Source organism: Streptomyces sp. CA-250714 (assembly GCF_050936705.1).
Lineage (GTDB): Bacteria > Actinomycetota > Actinomycetes > Streptomycetales > Streptomycetaceae > Streptomyces.
In genome coordinates this window covers 1-20,565 of the sequence record NZ_JBNJMI010000002.1, presented here as the reverse complement: position 1 = coordinate 20,565, position 20,565 = coordinate 1, and the positions used below count along the sequence as shown (strand labels likewise).

Sequence of the window (20,565 nt, the reverse complement as noted above, 5' to 3'; positions counted from 1 at the left end):
CGTTCGGTACCGTCCTGGAGTTCGGAACCAGTCGGTTCCGTTTGGGTCATTGACCAGGAAGCGAGAAGACGCATGTCCACCGAGTCCACCGAGTCCACCGAACTGTCACCGACCGGTTGCGCCGCGGCGCAACCGCCGGCGCAGGCAGTCCCCCGCACCGGCCGCTGGGGGGTGCTCGCACTGGCCGTCGGCGTCTTCGTGGTCGGCACCGGGGAGTTCGTCCTCGCGGGGCTGCTGCCCATGCTCAGTGCGTCACTGGACATCTCCATGGCCGTGGCTGGTCAGGTGATCACCGTGTTCGCCCTCTCCTGCGCGGTGGCGGCTCCGGTTCTCACCACCCTCACGGCGAGGTGGCCACGACGCCGTGTGTTGCTGCTCGCCGTGCTCACGTACCTCGTCGGCAGCTTGGGCACGGCGCTGGCTCCGTCGTATGCCGTGGTGCTTGCAGCGCAGATCGTGGCGGCCACCGGGGTCGGGGTCTTCGTGCCGACCGCATCTGTCACCGCCGCCGCGCTGGTGCCGCCCGAACGCAGCGGCCGGGCGATCGCCACCACCGTCACTGGGTTCACCGCCGCCGTCACGCTCGGGGCGCCGCTTGGCACCATGCTGGGAGAAATGTGCGGCTGGCGGGCCACCCTGTGGTTCGCCGCCGTGCTCGCCGCCCTCGGCATGCTCGGGATACGGGCACTGCTGCCCCGTGCCCTCTCCGTTCCCGCGCCCGCGGGGCTGCGGCAGCGGCTGCGGCCCCTCACCCAGGGACGGATCCTCGCCACATTGGGCACGACGCTTGTCGGCTTCACCGCCGTCTACATTCCGTACACCTACATCGGAGCGGTGTTCGAGCCCGCGACGTCCGGCGACGGCATCCGCCTGTCCGTTCTGATGTTTGCACTCGGGGCCATCGGCACGGCTGGGAACCTCGCCGCCGGTGTCCTCGCCGACCGGATCGGCAGCCGACGCGTGGTCGCGACAGCGCTGGCATGGTTGACCGTCAGCCTGCTCGTTCTCCCGCTCACCACCTCGCACTTCGCGGCAGCGATCGCGCTGATCCTCTGCTACGGCGTCGCTGCCTTCGCGATCACGACCCCACAGCAGCACCGCCTGCTCGCCCTCGAGCCCGGCTCGGCCTCCGTGCTGGTCTCCCTCAACCAGGCCATCCTGTACTTGGCCATCGCCCTGTCCGGAGCCGTCGGTGGCATCGGGATCGCTCGGGTCGGTACCAACAACCTCAGCCTCATCGCCGCCGTGCTCGCCGCCCTCGCGCTCGGTCTGTCCCAGCTGGCCCACCACCTGGCAACCCGGCCGGCCACCCCGGCCCCCAGCTGACGACCGCCGGACCTGCCCCTGCCTCAGCAGGCGTTCGCGTTCGGATGCCACCTCGAACATGCCCCCGGAACGCCAAGATCCCGTCCGGTCTGACCGACCGGACGGGTCTCGTCAACCGTCCACACCTGGTCTCTGCTGCCGCTGCCCAGGGCTTCGATGTCGCGCTGATGCGACCGCTATCGAGGAGGATATTGCCGGGGCGGAAGTCGCCGTGGACCAGGTCACCGGTGGGCAACGTCACCGGCTCGTGGGCGGCGAGCAAGCGCCCGCAGGTGTCAGCAGATCCCACCCGGCCGGGCCGGTCGTGGCGACCTGGCGCCGCGTCTCGTCGCGCTGGTGCGTCAGGCGAGTCGAGGGCACTGACATGCCGGTGCTGCATGATTGGCGGCTGCGGGAATGCGACTACGGTGACGGGAACGGCATGCCCGCTGCTGAGTTGTATCGCAGCCGAGCCCAGCGCATCGACCAGCCCTATCCGGGTGGTGAGAGCTGGCGGCAAGCGGTGGACCGCGTGGGCCGCTTCCTGGTAGATCTGCCCTTGCGCTGGTCGGACACCCGGATCCTGGTCACCGGACACGTCGCCACTCGGTGGGCATTCGACCACCTCATTGACGGCAAGCCTGTGGAAGTACTGGTAGAGGCCGATTTCGGCTGGCGTGAGGGGTGGGAGTACCGGCTTGGCTGACCATTGGTAGACGACCCTCCAGAGCCCGCCGACCGGACGGTCGGCGGGCTCTGGAGGGCTGGTCACGGTTGGTTGACGTTGTTGAGCTGGTGAGACCTGTTTCCGAACTCGCCCGTAGCTGACCAGAGCAAGGGGCTACCCACCACTTCGCCTCAGGTCCTTGTCATTTTCTGCGGGGTCCGGCGAAAGTTGGGATCCGCGGCAGGGCCTCTGAACCGGGGTTTCTCAGCCATTCCTCGGCTCGGTCCCGTGCGGCTGGGCCACGTCGTCGCGCTGCGGTGGCGCTGGAGGACGTCCAGCGCGCTGTCGACCACGTCGAGCAGTGCGCCGCGGTCGCCGTGAATCCGGGCCAGGAGGCGCAACCCGTAGTAAGTGCTGAGCACTTGGCGGGCCAGCGTGCCCGCGTCGCGTTCCGGGTCGATCTCGCCGGTGCGCTGCCCCTGGGCCACGGCCCCGCGCAGCGCCTCCTCCACGGCGGTGAAGTGGCGCAGCACCTCCTCCTTGACGTCAGGGTCCCCGTCGGCCTTCTCGACCGAGGCATTGATGACGAAGCACCCGGAGGCATCGGGGCCCGACAGGTCGGCGTCGATCGCCTGCACCATCCATGCGCGCAACCGTTCCTTGACGGGGCCGGGCCGGTCGAGCAGGACTGCCTGCTCTTCCGTGTTGGTCTCGTAGTAGCGGCGCAGGGTGCGAAGGTACAGCTGCCGCTTGTCGCCGAAGGTGTTGTACAGGCTCGACTGCCCCAGGCCGGTGCAGTCGGTCAGGTCACGGGTGGACGTCGCTTCGTAGCCCTGCCGCCAGAACGCGTTCATCGCCGCGGTGAGGGCGCGAGTCTCATCGAACTTCCTGGGCCTCGCCATGGTCGCACTCTAAGCGTTTTGAAGCGATCGCACAAAAACGCCGGGAGAGGCCAGGGGGAGGTGCCGCCCATGAGGCCGCCCCGCACCGCGGCCACGCTCCGCGCCCGCCATTCGGTGCGACCCGGCAAGCCCGGCGAAGCCTCGTAGCACATTCTGAAGCGCTCGCTTCAGAATGTGTTAGCGTCGCCACGGCTCAGCACGCCGCTTGCGAAACACCACTGCCGATCCGCGCACTTGGAGGCACACCCATGCCCCTCGCCGTCTATATCCTCGGCCTGGGAATCTTCACCCAGGGCACATCGGAGTTCATGCTCTCCGGCCTACTGCCCAACATCGCCCATGACTTGGGCGTGTCCATCCCCGATGCCGGGCTGCTCATCTCCGCCTTCGCCATCGGCATGGTCTTCGGCGCCCCCCTGCTCGCAGTGGCCACCCTCAGCTGGCCCCGCCGCACCGCCCTGGTCACCCTGCAGGCTGTCTTCATCGCCGCCCATGTGGCCGGTGCCCTCGCCCCCGGCTACGGGCTACTCTTCGCCACCCGCGTCATCAGCGCCCTCGCCTACGCCGGCTTCTGGGGCGTCGCCGTCGCCACCGCCGTCGCGCTCGTGCCCGCGAACGCCAAGGGCAAGGCCGTCGCCATCGTCGCCAGCGGCCTCACTCTCGCCACCATCGTCGGCGTTCCCGCCGGCACCGTCCTGAGTCAGTTCGCTGGCTGGCGCGCCGCCTTCTGGGCCGTCGCCGCCCTCACCCTTCTGAGCCTCATCTGCTCTGTGCTCGCCATTTCCGCAGGACACGGTGCCACCGAGGAGCCCCGCACCATCCGCGCCGAACTGCGAGCCATGGCCCGCCCGCAACTGTGGCTGTCCTACGCCCTCACCGCATTCACCTTCGGCGCCGTAATCGTCACCTTCAGCTATATGGCCTCGCTGCTCACCGACGTGACCAACCTGTCCGAAGGCTGGGTACCCGGCCTTCTCGCCCTCTTCGGCGTCGGCGGACTCCTCGGCATGTCCATCGGCGGCAAGGCCGCCGAGACCTACCCCATCCGCACCCTCGTCCTCGGCACCGGCGTCCTCGTCGCGGCCTCCGTCCTCCTCGCCGTTCTCGCCGAGAACACCGCCGTCACCATCGTCCTGGTCTTCGTCCTAGGCTTCGCCGGCTACATCACCAACCCGATCCTGCAGGCCCGCGTCTTCGGCATCGCCCCGGGCGCACCCACCCTCGTCGGGGCCACCAACACCTCCGCCTTCAACGTCGGCAACACCCTTGCCCCCGCCCTCGGTGGCATAGCCATCAGCGCGGGCTTCGGCTACGCCTCCATCGCCTGGGTCGGCGCCGCCCTCGGTACCGTCGCGCTCTTCGGCGCTCTGTGGGCGGGTCACCTGCAGTACCGCACCCTTCGTACCAGCAGCGTCGTCGCCAAGGGCACTGCTCAGGAGGAGGACCGCGCCACCACTCACGCCTGACCTTCGTCCCCGCCCCGCTAACACCCGCCGGAAGACGCCGCCACCCACCGTGTGGCCACTGAGCACCGCTCACCACAGCACACTCCGCGAAAAGGGACACGATCGCCTCCTCCAACTCCTCGGCCACAGGCCAGTCAGTGGGACGTCGACGGCGCCACGGGTGAGCAGCTCCGGCAGGCCGACAGCAGGACCTCCCTGGTCCGGCCACGTCTGCCCGGAGCTGGTCGGCTCTCCCTGGACGGCCCACTGCCCGAAGTCACCGGCTGGAGTGCACAAGAGCCGGCCGAAGGCGCGGCCCTGAAGGAGAAGGGGCCAGTTGGGGCTCGGCAGCCGGGCACTGCATGGGCCCCGGCTCTCGAATCCCGGTGCGGGACTGGGAAGGTGACCGTTCCTGAGAAGGTGGTTGAATATTCTCGAGCACTCACCTCAAAATCCCGCAGCAAAAGACCGCTCGATGCATCATTTCCCGACAGGAATTCAGTAACCACCCACGACGGATTCCCGTGCCTGATGGACGCCGTTTGTCTTTCACTGAGGGAACGTCCCTCTTTTCACCGCTGTGGGTGCCGCTGTGCTGGGGGTACCGGGTTTGAGGGAGTCGTTCGAGTGGTGAAGCTGGGTGTCGTTTCCCGGTGCAGCGCGGATGGCGCCCGTGTAGCTGCGAGTTGATTGCCTCCCGGGGGTCTGGCTACGCTCGGTCTGTGCCTTCGCTTGCGAGTGATCCGCGGCCTGAGCGTCTTGTCCCAGTCAGGCCGTGCAGGCCCTGATACTCCGCTGGGGTGGGCGGAGCCCATCCCGCAGTCAACTCCACGCCGGGCCGATAGACTTCGACCGCCAGTGGACGGCAGACCTCAATAGGGTCACGGGCCTCCGGTCCCCACATCGGCACCGACAGGTCACCGGCCGGGCAGGTCGAGAGGGCGCAGAGCAGATCCTGCTCTGCGAAGAATTCGAAGAAATCGCCTGCTTTGGCCGGTGAAGGCTTCATGAAATATTTGCCGTCTTCGTTGATTCCGGTGACAGTGAAGATGTTCAGCACGTCGTGCACGTCGAACTCGGTCAACCCGTACGGCAACACGGCGCGCGTGAGATTGGAATGGCAGTGGAAGTCGAAATCGGTGCCGTTGAACATGCGGTTCACATAGGGGTCGCAGCGCGCGCCCAGCAGGTCGTGGACCCGCCCGCCGTCCTCGTCGACCCCGTACCACTCGAGCGTGTCGTTGGTGACCGTCAGCAACGGACGCAGATATGGCAGCGTTGACCACAGCCGGTCGTAGCGCGTCACGTGGGTGCCCTGCAACTGGCGGGTGCGCGAGGTCCACAGACGTTCCCTGGGGTTGTGCCGGTTCCACACGTTGAAGTCTCCGCACTGCGGCCCCTCCGGAGTGATCAACACCCGGCACACATGACCGGCCGGGACCTCCCACGCGCGCCCCGAACGGATCGGAATCACGAACTGCTCGATCAACTCGCGACTGTCGGTTTTCTCGGCGAGCCGGCCGTAGAATTCGCGATCAACATCCAGGACGCTGCCGGTCTCGGGTTCGTAATATGCTGAGGTTCCACTCATTCGCTTCCCTCGCTCCCCTTCTCTTGCTCAACGCAGGTGATCCGCGCCTTGATGTTTCGGCTGTTCCACAGTGGATGTCTGACGTAGGCCGTCGAGAACCTGCCGTTCGGAGTCCTCCAGGTAGAGCAGCAACACACCAACGCTCTGAGTGCGGCGACCTTGGCGCAGCAACTCGTACAGTTCGCGATCACGCACTGCCCAGCCCTGCTGGAATTTCTCCTCGTCACACGAAGCCGCCCAGGCCAGGCGCTGCTGTGCCAGCAAAGTCCGGAAGAATTCATTGATCCGGCAACTACCCAACATTGCGATCAACGCCTGGTGAAACCGCAGACTCGCAGTGCCCGCCGCACGCCAACGCTGTGCCTGCTCGGCGCGCTCTTTGGTCACCACGGCCGCTTCCATCGCCGCGAACTGCTCGTCACCGGCCACCGCACTTTCCGTGGCGGCCTGCACCTCGAGCACCCGACGCGTGCGGTAGATGTCGCGCACCTCCGAGGCGGTGAAACTCTTCACCCACGCCCCCTTGTTCGGAGGCTGGACCACCAACCCCTCGGAGGCCAGGAGCCGCAGGCCTTCGCGCAAGGTGTTCCGCGAGACTTCCAACTCGCCCGCCATCGACACCTCGCGCAACGCCGCGCCCGGCGCCAACGCCCCCTCCAGGATGCGCGTACGGAGTACATCGGCCACCCGATCCGCCGCACGCAACGACTCGGCAACCCCGGGCTCTTCCACCGTCATGCGTTCAATCTAGCCCGAAGAATGTTCAACAATCAAGTGAGTAAGAAACTGCAGGTGAAACCAGGGATCGTTGCTGTACGGCGACGAATGCCCCGAGGGCCCCATCCAGATTGTTGAGCAATCTATGTTGTCGTCCCGGCGGACGCCGTGACCGAGCCGGCCCGCCAAAGTGCCTTGCGGACCGCGGCTACCTACAGGGGACACCCGGTCTACGACGGCCAGGGCCTGAAGGCGATCGAGGGCCTGGCCGCCGCCGTGGAGGCCGGCCGCACCGGCCAGCAGCTCCTACGCGCCGAGGTGGCCGAACAGCTGGGCGTACGGGCGGTGGACGTGCGGCACCTGGACCGCGTCGCGGCTACCTCACACCCACCCGCTACGTCCTCAGCTGTGAGTTGGGGGTGTGGTGGCAGCGGGTTGGGTGTCAGCAGGAATGACGGGCCGTTGGCCTGGTAGGCCGTCGCTTCTTCTCGCGCTGGTGGCTGTCATGAGGTGACCAGGCGGCTGCCATCGGTCGGCTAGCACGCTGGTGGGTGGCTGTCATGGGATTGCTCATTCCTGTGCACCCGGTCCCTGGGTGTGGGTGTGCTGGCCGGTATGAGCGAGGCAGAGCGGCTGACACGAAGCGTGGTGGTCCGTCGGTTACTGGAAGTGGACCAGGGGTCGGAGTCGGTCTCGTCGTTGCATGTGCGGGTGATGGCCGAGGCCGCGGGCGTGACGCCGCGGGACGGTGTGGCGGTGGTTGTCCGAGGCGCGGGCGGGCCGGCTGGATCCGGTGGAGCGGCCGGGCGGGTTCGTGCTGGATGACCAGCAATGGGCACGGCTGGCCGAGGTGGGCGGGAACGTCGCGGCGCTGCACCGGCAGATGACAAGCGACAGCGCCCTTCAGCACGTGCCGTCGCTGGGCACGTTGCAGCGCACGGTGAGGCGGGATCTGCGTGAGGGTCGGCCGCTTGAGACGGCCGGGTCGCGGGGGCGGGTGGAGCCTGAGCGTTATGACCGGGTCCGGGCCGAGCTGAGGCTGCAGCGTCCGGGTGAGGGTGTGCCGGTGGTCGACGCCGGACCAGCACAGCCTGCTGCGGCCGTCCCGGACGAGAACGGTGGCCAGCCCGCCTCGCGTGGCGGGGTGCGGCTGTTCGTGCCCGGGGCGCGCCTGGTCTCGACCGGCGCTGTGGCACAGGTGGTCGAGGCAGTCGGGCGCACGGCTGCGGCGCGGGGGATCGGGTGCGTGTTCGGGGAACCTGGGGTGGGCAAGACGGTCGCGGTGCACAGGCCCTGCATCTGCTGCCCTCACGGGTACCGGTCTGGCGGGCGGTGGTCGGGGTGAAGCCCGGCCTGCCCCAGATACGCGGATCCCTGCTGGATGCGTGCGGACTTTCCGCGGCTTCTCTGGCCCACCGCGCCCAGGCCGCCGACCGCGCCCTGACAGAGGCGCTGAGACAACCAGGCGTGCTTTTCCTCGATGACGCACAGCGGCTGTCTCCGCCGTTGCTGGACTACCTGCGGCTGCTGTGGGACGAGCCAGGCACGGCCGCAGCGTTGCTGCTGTGCAGGGCGGGCGCGGAGCGGGTGATCGCGCGGGCGCCGGCGTTGCGTTCCAGGGTGCTGACCTGGCACCAGGTCAGCGGCATGGAGCTGGACCGGCTCTCCGAGACGCTGGCCATGTTCCATGACGTGTGGGAGGGCACCCATCCGGCGGACGTGGAGTGGGCTGATGCCACGGTGGCGCGGGGCAATTTCCGTACCTGGGCGAAGATCACCTCTCACCTCTACGCCCTCACCAAACGCAGCCAGTATCCAGGGGCGGACCGTTCCTTGCTCGAGCAGGCCTGCGCACGACTGGGCCCCTATTTGTGACGGCCAGCGGCACGGAAAGGGAGGGAGGAAGGCGATGAGCACAAGACAACAGGAGCCCGTCTCATGAGCAGCGCACCCCAAGCAAAAGCTCCCCACGCCGCTGGATGTGCCCGCACCGGTGCTGGAGGGCCCCGGACTGACCACGCTGCGTGGCCCCGCTGTGCAGCAACTGCTCCGGCTACGGGGGCAGGGCCGGCTCTCGCGGGGGCATGTGCGGCTGGCGGGGGAATGTCTAGGGTCTCGGAGCGGACGGTGTGGCGGTGGCTCGCACAAGCCGAAACCGACCCCGGCACAGCGGCCCGTCCGGGCCGCAGAATGGGGGACCGGTTCGAGGTCACGCCCGAGGTTCGGGTGCTGCTGGCGTACTGGAAGGGGAACGCGTCCGCCGGTCCACCGGCAACTGGCAGCCCGCGCCCGGGCGGCAGCAGGAAAGCCTGCCCCGGCTGTTCCGGGAGGGGCACCAGCTCAGGCGGTACCGGTGCTGGACCCGGTGCCGTCGCTCTCGACGTTCCTGCGCGCGGTGCGCCGCGACCTGACCGCCGGTGAACGCGCCGCCCTCGCCCGCGGCCCGGAGGCAGCCCGCTCCCGTGACGTGTTCGGCAAGCGGCCCCGGCTGTGGCGCAACCACACCTGGGAAGCCGACCACGTCCAGGCGCCGCTCCTGGTGGATGCGGGCGGGGAGCTGGTGCGCCCCTGGGTGACCTGGGTCATCGACGTCGCGACCAAGACCATCACCGGTACCGCGGTCACACCCGGTCACCCTTCCCGAGCCCTCGATCCTGACCGCGCTGCGCGCCGCGATCCTGCGCAGCGGTCCCTACGGCCCGGCGGGCGGCATCCCCGAAGCGGTGCGCATCGACAGAGGCAAGGACTTCCTCTTAAGGACGGTCCTGGGCGTATTCGGCACGCTCGGTGTCGGCGTACACGTGAACGTGGCCCTGGCAAGATTTTCGTGAAGCGGGGGTGTGACACCGTGCGCCGGTGACGCTCCGTCACGGGTAGCGGCAGTGTCGGCGAGTGTGACGACCTCGTACGAACTGTGGCTCCGCATCTGGATGTGGTGCGAGTGGAACGGGTGTGGTCGGTGGGCGGCGTGGTCCGTATCGCTGCCCGTACCCGTGAGTTGAGGGTGGCGTGTCCGGACTGCGGTCACGTGTCGTCGCGGGTCCACAGCCGATATATCCGCACGCTGTCCGACGTCGCTGTCGGTGGTCGCCCGGTGCTGATCGGCCTGTCGGTGCGGCGGTTGTTCTGTGACAGTCCGAGCTGTGGCCGGCGGACGTTTGTCGAGCAGGTGGAGGGGCTGACGGTGCGCTACCAACGTCGCAGTCCGCTGCTGCAGCATCTGGTGGAGATGGCCGGGGTGTTGCTGGCCGGCCGTGGCGGCGCCCGGCTCCTGCCACATCTTGAAGGCGCCGCTGTCACGGACGAGCGTGCTGTTGCACCTGATGCGCATGCGCCTGCCGCCGGTCACGACAACCGCGGGTGCTGGGCGTGGATGACTTCGCACTGTACGCGGACGTCTACGGCACGCTCCTGGTGGACGCCGACACCCGGCTGCCGATCACGTTGTGGGCCGGGCGCGACGCCGAACAGCTGGCCGCCTGGCTGCGCACGCGCCCCGGCGTCAACGTGGTGTGCAGGGACGGCTCGCTGGTCTACCGGCAGGGCATCACCGACGGGGCTCCGGACGCGGTGCAGGTCAGCGACCGGTTCCACCTCTGGCAAGGGCTGTCGAAACGGGTCTCGGACATCGCCGCCGCCCACCGCGGCTGCCTGTCCGCCGCAGTGCCCGAGTCCGAAACCGGCCCGCACCACCACCGGAGCCGGAACCGTCCGCGGCGGCCGACACTCCCGCTCGCCGCCACGCCAAGTGCCTGTTCGAGGCGGTGCACACCGTCTCCGGCACCGGCCGCTCGCTCAGCGCCATAGCCCGTGAGCTGGGACTGAACCGCCGCACGGTGGCCAAGTATGCACGCGCTGCCTCCTGGCAGGAGTGCGTACGGCGTACTCCGCCCCGGCGATCCACGAGTCTCGATCCGTATCTGGAGTATCTGCGGCAACGCTGGGAGGAAGGCGAGCACACCGCAACGGTGCTGCACCAAGAGATCGTTGCCAAGGGCTACCTGGGCCACTATCAGCGGGTCAAAATGGCCATCGCGCCGCTGCGTCGCGGTCTGCCAATCGACACCCCGCGCGAGAGGCCACCCTCGCCCCGCCAGGTCACGCGGTGGATCACCACCACACCGTCCCGGCGCGGCCCGCACGCCGCCGAGGCACTCCGGCGACTCCTCTCGCACTGCCCGGAGCTGGACCAAACTCACACCCTGGTACGGCAGTTCGCTGCCATGCTCGACTCCCGCGATGCCGTCCCGCTGCCTGACTGGCTCGACCAACTCACGGCCTCCCGCCTGCCGGCAATGGCCAGCCTGGCCAAAGCCATCCGCGAGGACCAGCACGCCGTCGTGCAGGGCATCACCACCCCGTTCAACTCCGGTGTCAACGAAGGCCGGATCACGGACCTGAAACTCCAGAAAAGGATCACGGCCGGTCGCGCCGGGGTTCCGCTCCTCCGCCAGCGCGTCATCCTCATGGCCCACCTCCGACGCCGCTACCCGTGACGGAGCGTCACCGGCGCACGGTGTCACACCCCCGCTTCACGAAAATCTTGCCCAGGGCCGTGAACGTCCCCAGCCGCGTACGGATGAACAGGGACAGTTCCTTGTGTGCTGAGAAGTGATGGACGGCACTCTGCTGTTGAGTCGGTATAGGGCGGCGGACGGCGGTTGACGGTGGTCTTGGATTCGCATCGCTGGTTGGAACTGCGACGTTTTCGTGGCCTGCTGGAGTCCGGGGCAATGAGCCTGTCGGAGATCGCCAGGGAAACCGGGCTGGATCGGAAGACGGTTCGTAAGTACCTCTCGACCCCGGGCCCGGCGACCCCACCTCGCCGGTCGTCGAGTCGACGGTCCCGCGTGAAGATTATCGACGAGTTCGCACCGCTCATCGATTCAATGTTGCGGGCGGAGATTTTGATAAAGGCTGCGGTGATCCACGAGCGGCTGGTCAAGGAGTATGGTTTCACTGGAAATTACCAGCGCGTCAAGCTTTATGCGCAAGAAGCCCGTCCAAGGATCGCAGAAGAACTGGGTATCACTCCGAAAGAACTGGCGGGTATGCACCGCCGGTTCGAGGTGATCCCTGGGCCCAAGCCCAGGTCGACTGGGGTGATGAAGGGAAGATCCTTGCCCATATAGGAATCGGGAAGGTCTATTCCTTCCATATGACGCTGTCGTACTCGCGTGACCCGTTCTGCTGCTTCACCACCAGCCAGGATCTGCAGACGTTTTTTCGACTGTCACCGCCGGGCGTTCACGCACTTTGGCGGGGTGCCGATGACGATCGTCTATGACCGCACCAAAACCGTCGTTCGCCGCCACGTTGCCCCTGGCGAAGCGGTTCCGCTGCATCCGGAGGCCGTCGCCTTCGCAGGGCATTACGACTTCGACATCGATGTGCTGGCCGCTTACCGGCCCACTGGAAAGGGACGGGTCGAGCGGCAGGTCCTGATCGTTCCGCGATCAATGTGCTCGCCGGGCGGGCTTTCTCCTCCATCGAAGAGATGGACGCCGCATTTATGGCCTGGGTTCCGCAGGCGACGGGCCCGCACGCATCCACACATCACGAGGTCATCGGTCACCGGGCGGCCCGCGACCACGCGGCCCTCAAGCCGCTGCCGCCCAATCCATATCTGGTAGCTGAGCGGCACCTGCGGCCAGTCGGTAAGGACTGCCTGGTCGCCTTTGGCGGCAACCTCTACTCGGTGCCGGCCCGTAAGGTCCGTCCCCGCCAACTGGTGGAGATCCGGGCCACGAAGTCGCAGGTCATGTTGCACTCGACCATCTCCGACAGCAACGGCGAAATGCTGCTGGCTATCCACCCACGGGCGGTCGGCCGCGGTGTCCGTGTCGTAGAGGAGTCGCACTGGGACGGCCTGCCCACTGGCAAGGGACGGCGAGTCACCACCGGCGACGTCCCGTCCCAGCCTCGCCATGAGCGTCCATTGGACAAGGAGGCCAGCCCTCTGCAGGCCCTGCTGAACCGGGGCCGCGGGCCACCCGGGTCGAGGTCGGGCGCCGTCCTCTGTCGGTCTATGACGAATTGACCGGCACCCGCCCCTTCACCGCCCCCACGAACGCGAAGGAAACGTCTTGAGCGAGCTGACTGGCAACCGCATCCGCACCACCGCCGCCAAGCTCGGCCTGCCCCACCTGGCGGAGGACCATCAGCGATTACATTCGGCGTGCGGACGAAGCCAAGATGGGCTATCTGGATTTTCTCGACCTGGTCCTGTCAGAGGAATCGGCCGTCCGCGACGACCGCCGCTTCCGCCAGGGCCTGCGGACCTCAAAGCTGCCGCATCATAAGACGCTGGACGAGTACGATTTCTCCTTCCAGCCTGATCTCGACCCCCGCAAAGTCAAGGACCTGGCCACGCTCACATTCGTTGATGCCAAAGCAAACGCCGCTCTCCTGGGGCCGCCTGGAGTCGGCAAGACACACATTGCCGTCGCCCTTGCAGTCGCGGCCTGCCGAGCTGGCTATTCCATCTACTTCACCAGCCTTGATGACATGGTGCGGAACCTCAAAGCCGCCGAGGAGACCGGCCGCCTGACGAACAAACTCGGCACTTACCTGCGAACCGAGTGTTCTCGTAGTCGATGAAGTCGGATATCAGCCCTGGAACGAGCGGAGGCAAACCTGGTCTTCCAGGTGATCTCCAAGCGTTACGAGAAGGGCTCGATCATCCTGACTTTCGAAAAAACGTTCAGCGAATGGGGTCAGGTATTCGGCGATGAGGTCCTTGCCACCCGCGATCTTCGATCGCCTTCTCCACCACTGCGAAGTGATCTCGATCAACGGCCCCAGCTATCGCCTGAAGAACCGGCTCAAGGCCATTGAGCGCGAGACAGAGGTGGCCTAAAACCTGGGGACATTCAATCGTACGTAGCTGGGTGAGTTAAGACCGTACGCCGACAGCTGGTCTCGTCCTGCTTCTGCGGCTTCTTCTCCGGAGGGGCGGCGGGGTGTCCTGGCCGGGGGCGTGGCCTGCTGGGAGGGGAGGGCGAGCTTGTCGCCGGGGTGAATCACGTTCGGGTCGGAAACCACATCGCGGTTGTCCTCCGCGATCTGCCGCCACTTGGGTCGGATCTCCGAGCTGGCTGTCGGCAACGCCCCACAACGTGTCCCCGGACTCGACCGTGTACGTCTCGGGCTTCTCGCCCGCGGCCTCCCCTTTGCCCGCGGGGCTTCGACGTCTGCGCCTTCAGCGCCGGGTGTGTCCGATGGCATCTTCAGCACCGTGCCCTCGGGCAGCTCCTCGCCCTGCTCCAGTCCGGGGTTGAGGGCCTGGATGTCTTTCCACCGTGAACCATCGCCCAGCCGCTCCTTGGCGATGCCCCACAGGGTGGGGTTGTCCGTCGTGACCCGGTGCACCGGCTCACTGTCCTCGCGCGCTGCTGTATCAGCCGCCTGCGACGACGAGTTATCCGGATGGCTGGCTCCGTCGGAGTGCGGCACAGCCGCAACGGCTGCTGCGGCCGGGGTGGCCGCGCTGGCAGCCACTGGGGAGGCTGCCAGCAGCGCCCCCACCAGGTAGGAGGCCAAACCGCTGTGGAGTGGCCAGGCCCGGCAGGCGGGGGGCAACCCGGCGGGTGAGCAGCGCGCCGGTCTCCACCAGCAGCGGCAGGGCCAGCCACGCCCACAGCAGCCAACCCGCCACGGTCAGCACGCTGACGAGCAAGGAGCCGTCGTCCGGCTGCATCAGTACCGCGCCCCACTCGGCGGGTGACGTCCACCGCTGAGGGAGCTGCCCGAACTCCCATAGCGCGACTGGGATGCCCACCAAGAGGATCGCCATACCGGCCAGGGCAACCAGGGCCTTGACGAAGCGGAGCCCGCGGGAGGGGACGGCGTGGTGCGAGGGCATGAGTGTCAGCCTCCGGGCCGGTGGATCAGCGTGGCGGTGCCGTCACCGTCGACACGGATCGATCCCGCGCCGATCAGTGAGGTTGAAGACGGCATCGTAGGTCTCGGTCACGTGCACGGTCAGCGTCTGTCCGTCATCGCCCACCCGCACGCTGCCCGAGACGCCCTGAGCGTCGAGATAGGAGGTGGCCGCCTGGCGGGCGGCCTCCGGGTCGACCACGATGGCATCTCCCGGGATGGCCTGGCTGGCGTCGATCTCCTGCGCGCCGGCCCGGGCGGCTTCCTGGGCGACGTAGTCGGCATGGGACTTGGCATCCAACGCGCCCCCGCCATCGACCACCAGACCGATGATCAGGAAGCCGACCAGCGCCATCCCCGCATACAGCAGCTCCAGCCCGCCACGGTCCCCCATGCGGGAACGCAGCACCTTGAGGTAGCGGGAAGTCTCGTGGTGCATCAGCCGCTCCGGCCGCGGTAGCGGTCCACGACGCTGGTCATCGTCGCCTCCAAGTTCTTGGAGCCGGGCAGGCCAGGAAGGGCGACGTCGTCCAGTCGCGCGGCGCAGATGACGGTGGCCTCCACCGTGGAGGTCTGCCCCACCGGCGTATCCAGCCCCGCGGGTGTCGATGCTCACCGAGAGGCTGGCGCAGCGCACCCCGGAGTCTTGCAGGCTCGTCAACGCCGCAGAGCGCGCCTTGGTCTCTGCCTCGGCGGGGGACCGCTCCAGGGATGCGGTGCGTGCCGCCGCGCGGGCGGCGGCCTCGGCCGCGCCTTTGGCAGAGGACGATGCGTCCGCCGGCCACGGCCAGGCCCAGCAGCATGAACACCACCGGCACGCAGATCGCCGTACTCAACGCGGCACTGCCCCGGTCCCACGCCCGCCGGTTGCCCCGCCACCGCAGCCTGCGGAGTCGGGTGGCACGCGGCCATGGACGGGCCCTCATTCGGTCCACTCCTCGACCGGTGCCTGCACCCGTTGCTCGACGTGGAGCGGCACTCCCGGCACCAGGCTGGAGATTTCGCCGCGTACCGTGACGGCGATCTGCCCGCCGTGGGTCTCGACCGATACGGAGTGGGATTGCAGGCTGCCGCCCATCTTGGCGACGAACCGCTCGGCGGCCTCGGCCGCGTCTCCGCGCTGTGCGGTGTAGGAGCGTCCGGCATCGGCGCCCTGCTGGGCGGCGTGCTGGGCTACGGAGCGGCCGTGCAGCCACAGCCCGCCCTGGATCAGCAAGAACAGCAGCATCAGCGCGATGATGGCGGCGACGCTGACTTCGATGTTCCCCTGGTCCTGCCGCCACCAGCGACCGGTCAGCTGCCCTTGATGACGTTGATCTTTTCCAGGACCTTCGTGTTGATGGCGGCGTAGATCAGCGCGGCGACCGTTGGCACCGGCGGCAGTGATGAACACCCATTCCATGACGCTGTATCCGGCATCCGACAGACGCCCCCGCACTGCCTGGATACGGGTCCGGGCAGCCTGACTGATCCGGTTCCACCACGTTGTCACAACGTCCTCCTCGTGCATTGTTCTTCGAAGTCAACATGCGGTCACACCTGCAGGATCCGGACGAAAGGCCGGTCCGCCGACGAACAGCACCATCACGAAGGCCACAGCCAGAACCGGCAGCACCATCCGCTCGCTGGCCTGGTTCGCTTCCGCCTTGCGGGCGGACTGCAACGACGCCCACTGCAGAGGCGTACGGCTCGGTGTAGACGGTGTTGAGCATGCACACCGTCACCACCAGCAGCGTGAACAGCGACACCCACCGCGCGTTGCCCCGCACCTTGGCCCGGTCCGCGTCGACCGCCCGGAAGTCTTCGGCCTGAGCCCCGGCGCTCTGCGCGGCCGCGCTCAGTGCCGCCGACAAGCCGGCGTCCGCGCCCTTCAGCGTGCTCCATCAGCAGCAGCGCCACTTCATCTCCGGCCGTATCACCAAGGTCATCGGCCAGGAGCGCATACACCTCCCGTGGTGTCACGCCCTGTTGCAGACGTACCGCTGCGGCGGCGACCGGCTCGCGCAGAACCGTGGGTGCTCGGCCGACCGAGGCGGCGATCGTCTGCTCCAGCGAGGTGCCGGCGATGTGGATACTCGCAAGCTGGTGCAGCCACTGCGCCAGCGCGTCCAGCCGTGCGATGCGCCGCTGTGCCGAGCCGCCCGGGTGCAGCAGGAACGGCAGCCCCGCCAAGGCCCCGGCGGTCATCAGCCCGTGGATGGGCCACCCGGTCCACACCCACATACCCACCCCGGCCACCCGCCGCGGCAACCAGCAGATAGCGGTAATTGTCCCGCCAGCGCGGCGGCAACTCATCCATCGCGCGCTGCCCGCGGTGCCGCAGCCCCCTGCCGCGCAGTGCCGGGCTCCAGCCACGCCCTACGGCGATAGCGCCGCACACTCCCAGGACGACGAGGGCAGCGCCCAGGCCGGCCAGCATGCTCCAGGTGCTCATCGCAGCACCACCAGCTTCAGCTCGGGCCAGGTCCCGGCCGCGTACTTCTCCACCCAGCGCTTGTCGAACCTGCCCTCGCTCAGCAGCCGCAGCCAGCGCCGCTCGGTCAGCCCGTTCGCCCAACGTGCCCGCGGATCTTCCCCCTTGGGGGCGAAGACGGTGCCGGTGGCCACGCCGCTGCCCTCGCCGCGGCCGGTCACCTCCGTCACGTGCGAAACAAACCGGTGCAGCCGGCCAGGGTTGCCCTGCTGGTCGACCTTGTCGCGCTCATCGATGCCGTCCACGTACACCACCAGGTCGATGGCGCTGGCGATCAGCCGGTAAGCGGCGGTGTCACTCAGCCCCGCCCGGGTGACCGGCACCATCAGCCGCTCGATCACCTCATCCGGGCTCACCGCGTGGATCGTGCACATCGACCCGGCACCGCCGGAGACCATCGCCTCCAGCATGGGCACAGCTTCGGTGGAGCGGACCTCACCGACCATGAGCCGGTCGGCGCGGTTAGCGCAGCGCCATCGGCACCATGTCCGCGATAGTGACCTCACCGATCAGGTTGCCGTTGCTGTCCCGCTCGCCGTTGGACTGCCGCGATTGGAAACTGAGCGCGTGGGGCCCGTCGGTGAACTGGTCCAGCCGCAGCTCCAGCACATCCTCCAGAGTGGCAACACGCTCCCGGGCCGGGATGAAGCGGACAGTGCCCGCATCAGCGTCGTCTTCCCCCGGCCCATGTCACCGGCGACCAGGATGTTGAACCGTGCCTTGACCGCGGCAGCCAGGAAGTTGGCCAGGACCCCATCGAGCGTGCCCCAGTCCACCAGCTCCCGCAGGCTCGCCTTCTCCACCCGGTGCCGGCGCAGCGCCACCGTTGCGGCGTTCGGCGACAGCAGCGTCGCAGAACCGCGAGATCCGTCCGGCAGATCGAAGTCGACCCATCGGCCGGGACGGCGACAGCTGCCCGGCCCGGTGCCCGGAGCGGGCACACATCTGGTTCACCCAGTCGATCTTCGCTTCCTCGTCCGTGAACGGGCTGGTGAACTCCTGACGCGGCCGGTCAGTGAAGTCGACCACCATCCGGCGGTCGATCACGACGTCCTCCACCCCCGGCCACTCCAGCACCTGCTGAATCGGCCCGGCCAGGAACAACGCATCCAGCACCGCCTTACGCAGGGCCTTCACCTGCTCCGGCGTCCACGGCTCACGCCCTGGCTGCGCCACATGCTCGGCCGCAGCCGCAGCAACCCGCTCATGCACCGCCGCCTGGGCGGCCTGCCGCTCATCCGCAGCGCTCAACGCAGAGCTTTTCGCGGCCTGGTGCTTCTTCTTGATGTCCTCCAGGTCATCGGAGACCTGCTCCCGCAGCCGCTGCACCACTTCCCAGGCCACCGGCAGCGCACCAGGCATCTCCCCCAGCGGCTTCGCAGCCTCAGCCACACCGGCGCCGCCCTCCCCGCCGCTCGGCCGGCAGGGCGGGGAAGGGGAGCGACGGGCGGCTCGGGATGGCCGGCGCCCTGGGCGGCGAGCATCTCTCCCAGCCGCGTATTGCCGCTGCGCAGGCGTATGGCCGTTGACCCGGGTCTCAGCCATGGGAGCGCACCCCCGCACCACGCTGCGCCGCCACCCGCTGGGCCACCGACGCCACCTGCGGCGACATCGCCTGCGCCGCGCCCATACGGATGTGCAGGCGACGGCGGTGCGCGTGCTCGCGCACCTGGTCACCGTAGGAACGGGCCGCCCGCATCAGCTTCGAGCGGATGAAGCCACGCGGCGGATGCCCCCCGGCCGTCACATAGTCGGCCTCACGCGGCTCGAACGGCAGCACCGCCCGCAGCGGCAACCCCCAGCGCGTCGGCAACCTCCTGGGCCGGATAGGTGCCGTCCTCGATCACCAGCAGCCCCAAAGCCGCGTCATCCCCGGCGGTCAGCTCCTGTCGCAGCACCTGCACCGCAGGATGAGCCAGAGCCACGGACGCCTCGGTGGTGCGGGACCACCAGCAGCACCACATCGGCCTGCTGAAGCACCTGGACAGGGTTGAGCTCCGCATGCAGGCGACCGCGGTCGACCACAAGCCGCCCGCAGTCGGCGAGCACATCGAAGCCGTGCTGCTGCTGGTCGGACAGCTGCATCACGTTGATCAGCTCCGGCCACGTGTGGGCCAGGGACGGCGCCTGCGCAGGGCTGGTCAGCCCCGGCAAGACCACACGGCTGTCCGACCCGTCCAGCGGCCACAAATTCTCATCCACCGCAGGCGCAAGAGACTCACTCTCCCCCCGGGCCCAGTCCGCGCGGGGAAGACGGTGCAGTCCGATCCGCCCATCCAGCACCCGGCCCTCACCGGAAGGAGCATGACGCAGCAGACCATGCCGCAACGTTCCGCCACTCAAATCCAACTCGGCCAGCAGCACGGGGCGCGAGCTGGCCAAGGCCATAGCGGTGGCCGACGTCGTCACGCCGTCGCTCTTGGCGGACACCAGTGCAGTCAGCATCGCTCAGCTCCTCGGCTCACGCACGAGCGCCAGCTGCTTGGCGGCGGCCTTCGCCGCAACCCCTGGCCCCTCCGACGGGTCCACGGCCACGTTGACCGTCATCGCCCCCGAAGCGTCCGGAGGCCGACCGAGACAACCTGCGCCTCCACACTCTCGGGATCCTTGGCCGTCTCACCGGAGGAGACATCCTCGCCCTGCGCGGGAATCGTCACCGCCAGCACCCTGTCGCCGGGCTTCAACGGCGTTCCGCGGCGCCTGGCCCCGCTTTCACCTCCACCCCGACCAACTGCTGGTCATCTCCCAACCCACCGCCCGGGGTCAGCTGAGCATCAGACAGCAGGCTGCCCTTGCGCAGATCGACCGCCACCCGCTTTGCCCACCACCGAAGGCCCGCTGTGAGGAGTCGAGCGTGGCCACAGCCGGATCCTTGGCAATGGAGGCCACCTGCACATCCGATCCGGTCAGCCGCTCACCAGCCGGCACATCCTTGGACACCACCAGAACACTGACCCGGTCACCGGCGCGGGAGACAGCCACCACCACGACCAGCGCCCCGACCACAGCCAGCAGCACACACAGCGCCAGCCCCGACCACCGGATCGGCGTCTTCCGCCGGCCACCCGTACTCGGCGCCAACTCAGCCGGAGGCTGGCGAGGAGGGGAGGGAAGCTGCGTCGTCGAACTCACAGAAAACAACCTCTCGTGCTGCTCATGCGGTGCTAGTTGACGGCCTGCGACTCACGGAACGTCGCCTCGGCCTGGGCCGTACGGGTCTGGTCCAGCTCACCGGACTCATCGCTGCCCTCGACCTGCCAGTCCACGTCCCAGTACGCGGTCGCCGTCACCTTGTAGGTGCCGCGCCCATTGGTGGCGTTGTCCGGCAAGGAGCGGTAGCGGTAACCGCAGGCCGACTCCCGCATCCCGTACGACTTCTTGTACGGCTTCATCTGCCCGGCCGTGCAAGTCCGTGTGGCGCCGTCACCCAGCTTCCACACGACACGGGACACTTTGGCCTTCGCCGTCACGGTTGACGCCGCCAGCCGAAGCAGTGGCGGATGTCGGGCCGAACGAGGACTTCGAACTCTCATCGACAGCCAGCCACACCGGCATGCCCACCAGCCCCTCGCCATCCGGCTTCG

26 protein-coding genes and 2 pseudogenes are annotated in these 20,565 nt (G+C 68.1%); 13 read left to right on the top strand and 15 right to left on the bottom strand.

The annotated features are described in order from the left end of the window. Nucleotides 1–72 precede the first annotated feature (72 nt). Together ACQEU8_RS18995 and ACQEU8_RS18990 are read left to right on the top strand one after the other, a co-directional pair. On the top strand, nt 73–1,326 hold the full coding sequence (locus ACQEU8_RS18995) for an MFS transporter (RefSeq protein ID WP_433102588.1): 1,254 nt from the start codon (nt 73–75) through the stop codon (nt 1,324–1,326). 211 nt (nt 1,327–1,537) lie between these two features. Beyond that, a complete protein-coding gene (locus ACQEU8_RS18990; protein ID WP_433102586.1) occupies nt 1,538–2,011 on the top strand; it encodes a histidine phosphatase family protein in 474 nt (157 codons plus the stop codon). A gap of 152 nt (nt 2,012–2,163) precedes the next feature. On the opposite strand, the gene ACQEU8_RS18985 is transcribed toward ACQEU8_RS18990, so the two are convergent. Continuing rightward, a complete protein-coding gene (locus tag ACQEU8_RS18985) occupies nt 2,164–2,874 on the bottom strand; it encodes a TetR/AcrR family transcriptional regulator (protein WP_433102584.1) in 711 nt (236 codons plus the stop codon). Between the two features lie 248 nt (nt 2,875–3,122). On the opposite strand from ACQEU8_RS18985, the gene ACQEU8_RS18980 reads away from it, so the two are divergent. Then, complete coding sequence (locus ACQEU8_RS18980) at nt 3,123–4,340, top strand: Cmx/CmrA family chloramphenicol efflux MFS transporter (RefSeq protein ID WP_433102582.1); 1,218 nt, start codon at nt 3,123–3,125, stop codon at nt 4,338–4,340. A 688-nt stretch (nt 4,341–5,028) separates the two neighbouring features. On the opposite strand, the gene ACQEU8_RS18975 is transcribed toward ACQEU8_RS18980, so the two are convergent. Together ACQEU8_RS18975 and ACQEU8_RS18970 are read right to left on the bottom strand one after the other, a co-directional pair. Next, a complete protein-coding gene (locus tag ACQEU8_RS18975; RefSeq protein WP_433102580.1) occupies nt 5,029–5,910 on the bottom strand; it encodes an urea carboxylase-associated family protein in 882 nt (293 codons plus the stop codon). 27 nt (nt 5,911–5,937) lie between these two features. Continuing rightward, a complete protein-coding gene (locus tag ACQEU8_RS18970) occupies nt 5,938–6,648 on the bottom strand; it encodes a GntR family transcriptional regulator (RefSeq protein WP_433102577.1) in 711 nt (236 codons plus the stop codon). Nucleotides 6,649–6,822: 174 nt separating this feature from the next. On the opposite strand from ACQEU8_RS18970, the gene ACQEU8_RS18965 reads away from it, so the two are divergent. From ACQEU8_RS18965 to ACQEU8_RS18920, 10 genes and pseudogenes are all read left to right on the top strand, one after another. After that, on the top strand, nt 6,823–7,101 hold the full coding sequence (locus ACQEU8_RS18965) for a hypothetical protein (RefSeq protein ID WP_433102575.1): 279 nt from the start codon (nt 6,823–6,825) through the stop codon (nt 7,099–7,101). Between the two features lie 286 nt (nt 7,102–7,387). Further along, entirely contained in the window at nt 7,388–7,972 is a 585-nt protein-coding gene (locus ACQEU8_RS18960) for a hypothetical protein (protein ID WP_433102573.1), read from the top strand. After that, nucleotides 7,969–8,502 carry a hypothetical protein gene (locus ACQEU8_RS18955; protein WP_433102571.1) on the top strand — a complete coding sequence of 178 codons (534 nt, stop codon included), beginning with the start codon at nt 7,969–7,971 and terminating at the stop codon, nt 8,500–8,502. The genes ACQEU8_RS18960 and ACQEU8_RS18955 overlap by 4 nt, the downstream gene beginning before the upstream one ends. Nucleotides 8,503–9,541: 1,039 nt before the next feature. After that, nucleotides 9,542–9,700: pseudogene (locus tag ACQEU8_RS18950) on the top strand (ISL3 family transposase); the annotation flags it as partial. 296 nt (nt 9,701–9,996) lie between these two features. Continuing rightward, on the top strand, nt 9,997–10,434 hold the full coding sequence (locus tag ACQEU8_RS18945; protein WP_433102569.1) for a transposase: 438 nt from the start codon (nt 9,997–9,999) through the stop codon (nt 10,432–10,434). After that, entirely contained in the window at nt 10,392–11,123 is a 732-nt protein-coding gene (locus tag ACQEU8_RS18940) for a transposase (RefSeq protein ID WP_433102567.1), read from the top strand. The genes ACQEU8_RS18945 and ACQEU8_RS18940 overlap by 43 nt, the downstream gene beginning before the upstream one ends. A 354-nt stretch (nt 11,124–11,477) precedes the next feature. After that, a complete protein-coding gene (locus ACQEU8_RS18935) occupies nt 11,478–11,759 on the top strand; it encodes a hypothetical protein (protein ID WP_433102565.1) in 282 nt (93 codons plus the stop codon). A gap of 365 nt (nt 11,760–12,124) precedes the next feature. Further along, a complete protein-coding gene (locus tag ACQEU8_RS18930) occupies nt 12,125–12,667 on the top strand; it encodes a Mu transposase domain-containing protein (protein ID WP_433102563.1) in 543 nt (180 codons plus the stop codon). Between the two features lie 155 nt (nt 12,668–12,822). After that, a pseudogene (locus ACQEU8_RS18925) lies at nt 12,823–13,314 on the top strand (ATP-binding protein); the annotation flags it as partial. 43 nt (nt 13,315–13,357) lie between these two features. Continuing rightward, entirely contained in the window at nt 13,358–13,486 is a 129-nt protein-coding gene (locus ACQEU8_RS18920) for an ATP-binding protein (protein WP_433102561.1), read from the top strand. Nucleotides 13,487–14,047: 561 nt separating this feature from the next. On the opposite strand, the gene ACQEU8_RS18915 is transcribed toward ACQEU8_RS18920, so the two are convergent. The 12 genes from ACQEU8_RS18915 to ACQEU8_RS18860 form a co-directional block, all read right to left on the bottom strand. Next, on the bottom strand, nt 14,048–14,491 hold the full coding sequence (locus ACQEU8_RS18915; RefSeq protein ID WP_433102559.1) for a hypothetical protein: 444 nt from the start codon (nt 14,489–14,491) through the stop codon (nt 14,048–14,050). A 42-nt stretch (nt 14,492–14,533) separates the two neighbouring features. Beyond that, nucleotides 14,534–14,947, bottom strand: a complete 414-nt coding sequence (locus tag ACQEU8_RS18910; RefSeq protein WP_433102557.1) for a Tad domain-containing protein — start codon at nt 14,945–14,947, stop codon at nt 14,534–14,536. Beyond that, complete coding sequence (locus tag ACQEU8_RS18905; RefSeq protein ID WP_433102555.1) at nt 14,947–15,090, bottom strand: hypothetical protein; 144 nt, start codon at nt 15,088–15,090, stop codon at nt 14,947–14,949. Before ACQEU8_RS18905 ends, ACQEU8_RS18910 begins: the two co-directional genes overlap by 1 nt. Before the next feature lie 340 nt (nt 15,091–15,430). Beyond that, entirely contained in the window at nt 15,431–16,018 is a 588-nt protein-coding gene (locus ACQEU8_RS18900) for a TadE/TadG family type IV pilus assembly protein (RefSeq protein WP_433102553.1), read from the bottom strand. Between the two features lie 12 nt (nt 16,019–16,030). Continuing rightward, nucleotides 16,031–16,171 (bottom strand): hypothetical protein, encoded by a 141-nt coding sequence (locus ACQEU8_RS18895; protein ID WP_433102551.1) that lies wholly within the window; start codon nt 16,169–16,171, stop codon nt 16,031–16,033. A 767-nt stretch (nt 16,172–16,938) separates the two neighbouring features. Next, the gene (locus ACQEU8_RS18890) at nt 16,939–17,487 is read right to left on the bottom strand and encodes an ATPase, T2SS/T4P/T4SS family (protein WP_433102549.1); all 549 of its coding nucleotides are present in this window, start codon (nt 17,485–17,487) and stop codon (nt 16,939–16,941) included. Next, nucleotides 17,444–17,590 (bottom strand): hypothetical protein, encoded by a 147-nt coding sequence (locus ACQEU8_RS18885; RefSeq protein WP_433102547.1) that lies wholly within the window; start codon nt 17,588–17,590, stop codon nt 17,444–17,446. Before ACQEU8_RS18885 ends, ACQEU8_RS18890 begins: the two co-directional genes overlap by 44 nt. A gap of 81 nt (nt 17,591–17,671) precedes the next feature. Continuing rightward, on the bottom strand, nt 17,672–18,373 hold the full coding sequence (locus tag ACQEU8_RS18880; RefSeq protein WP_433102545.1) for a hypothetical protein: 702 nt from the start codon (nt 18,371–18,373) through the stop codon (nt 17,672–17,674). Between the two features lie 145 nt (nt 18,374–18,518). Then, the gene (locus ACQEU8_RS18875; protein ID WP_433102543.1) at nt 18,519–18,794 is read right to left on the bottom strand and encodes a hypothetical protein; all 276 of its coding nucleotides are present in this window, start codon (nt 18,792–18,794) and stop codon (nt 18,519–18,521) included. Between the two features lie 53 nt (nt 18,795–18,847). Then, nucleotides 18,848–19,426, bottom strand: a complete 579-nt coding sequence (locus tag ACQEU8_RS18870; protein ID WP_433102541.1) for a hypothetical protein — start codon at nt 19,424–19,426, stop codon at nt 18,848–18,850. A gap of 318 nt (nt 19,427–19,744) precedes the next feature. Further along, the gene (locus ACQEU8_RS18865; RefSeq protein WP_433102539.1) at nt 19,745–20,113 is read right to left on the bottom strand and encodes an SAF domain-containing protein; all 369 of its coding nucleotides are present in this window, start codon (nt 20,111–20,113) and stop codon (nt 19,745–19,747) included. A gap of 32 nt (nt 20,114–20,145) precedes the next feature. Then, nucleotides 20,146–20,373 carry a hypothetical protein gene (locus ACQEU8_RS18860; protein ID WP_433102537.1) on the bottom strand — a complete coding sequence of 76 codons (228 nt, stop codon included), beginning with the start codon at nt 20,371–20,373 and terminating at the stop codon, nt 20,146–20,148. Between the last annotated feature and the right edge of the window lie 192 nt (nt 20,374–20,565).

Bases quoted from the DNA above. Each gene is read 5' to 3' on its own strand.
- ACQEU8_RS18995 (WP_433102588.1), top strand. From the start codon at position 73: ATGTCCACCGAGTCCACCGAGTCCACCGAACTGTCACCGACCGGTTGC.
- ACQEU8_RS18985 (WP_433102584.1), bottom strand. From the start codon at position 2,874: ATGGCGAGGCCCAGGAAGTTCGATGAGACTCGCGCCCTCACCGCGGCG.
- ACQEU8_RS18980 (WP_433102582.1), top strand. From the start codon at position 3,123: ATGCCCCTCGCCGTCTATATCCTCGGCCTGGGAATCTTCACCCAGGGC.
- ACQEU8_RS18975 (WP_433102580.1), bottom strand. From the start codon at position 5,910: ATGAGTGGAACCTCAGCATATTACGAACCCGAGACCGGCAGCGTCCTG.
- ACQEU8_RS18970 (WP_433102577.1), bottom strand. From the start codon at position 6,648: ATGACGGTGGAAGAGCCCGGGGTTGCCGAGTCGTTGCGTGCGGCGGAT.
- ACQEU8_RS18930 (WP_433102563.1), top strand. From the start codon at position 12,125: ATGGACGCCGCATTTATGGCCTGGGTTCCGCAGGCGACGGGCCCGCAC.
- ACQEU8_RS18920 (WP_433102561.1), top strand. From the start codon at position 13,358: ATGAGGTCCTTGCCACCCGCGATCTTCGATCGCCTTCTCCACCACTGC.
- ACQEU8_RS18915 (WP_433102559.1), bottom strand. From the start codon at position 14,491: ATGCCCTCGCACCACGCCGTCCCCTCCCGCGGGCTCCGCTTCGTCAAG.
- ACQEU8_RS18910 (WP_433102557.1), bottom strand. From the start codon at position 14,947: ATGCACCACGAGACTTCCCGCTACCTCAAGGTGCTGCGTTCCCGCATG.
- ACQEU8_RS18900 (WP_433102553.1), bottom strand. From the start codon at position 16,018: ATGCACGAGGAGGACGTTGTGACAACGTGGTGGAACCGGATCAGTCAG.
- ACQEU8_RS18870 (WP_433102541.1), bottom strand. From the start codon at position 19,426: ATGCTGACTGCACTGGTGTCCGCCAAGAGCGACGGCGTGACGACGTCG.
- ACQEU8_RS18860 (WP_433102537.1), bottom strand. From the start codon at position 20,373: ATGAAGCCGTACAAGAAGTCGTACGGGATGCGGGAGTCGGCCTGCGGT.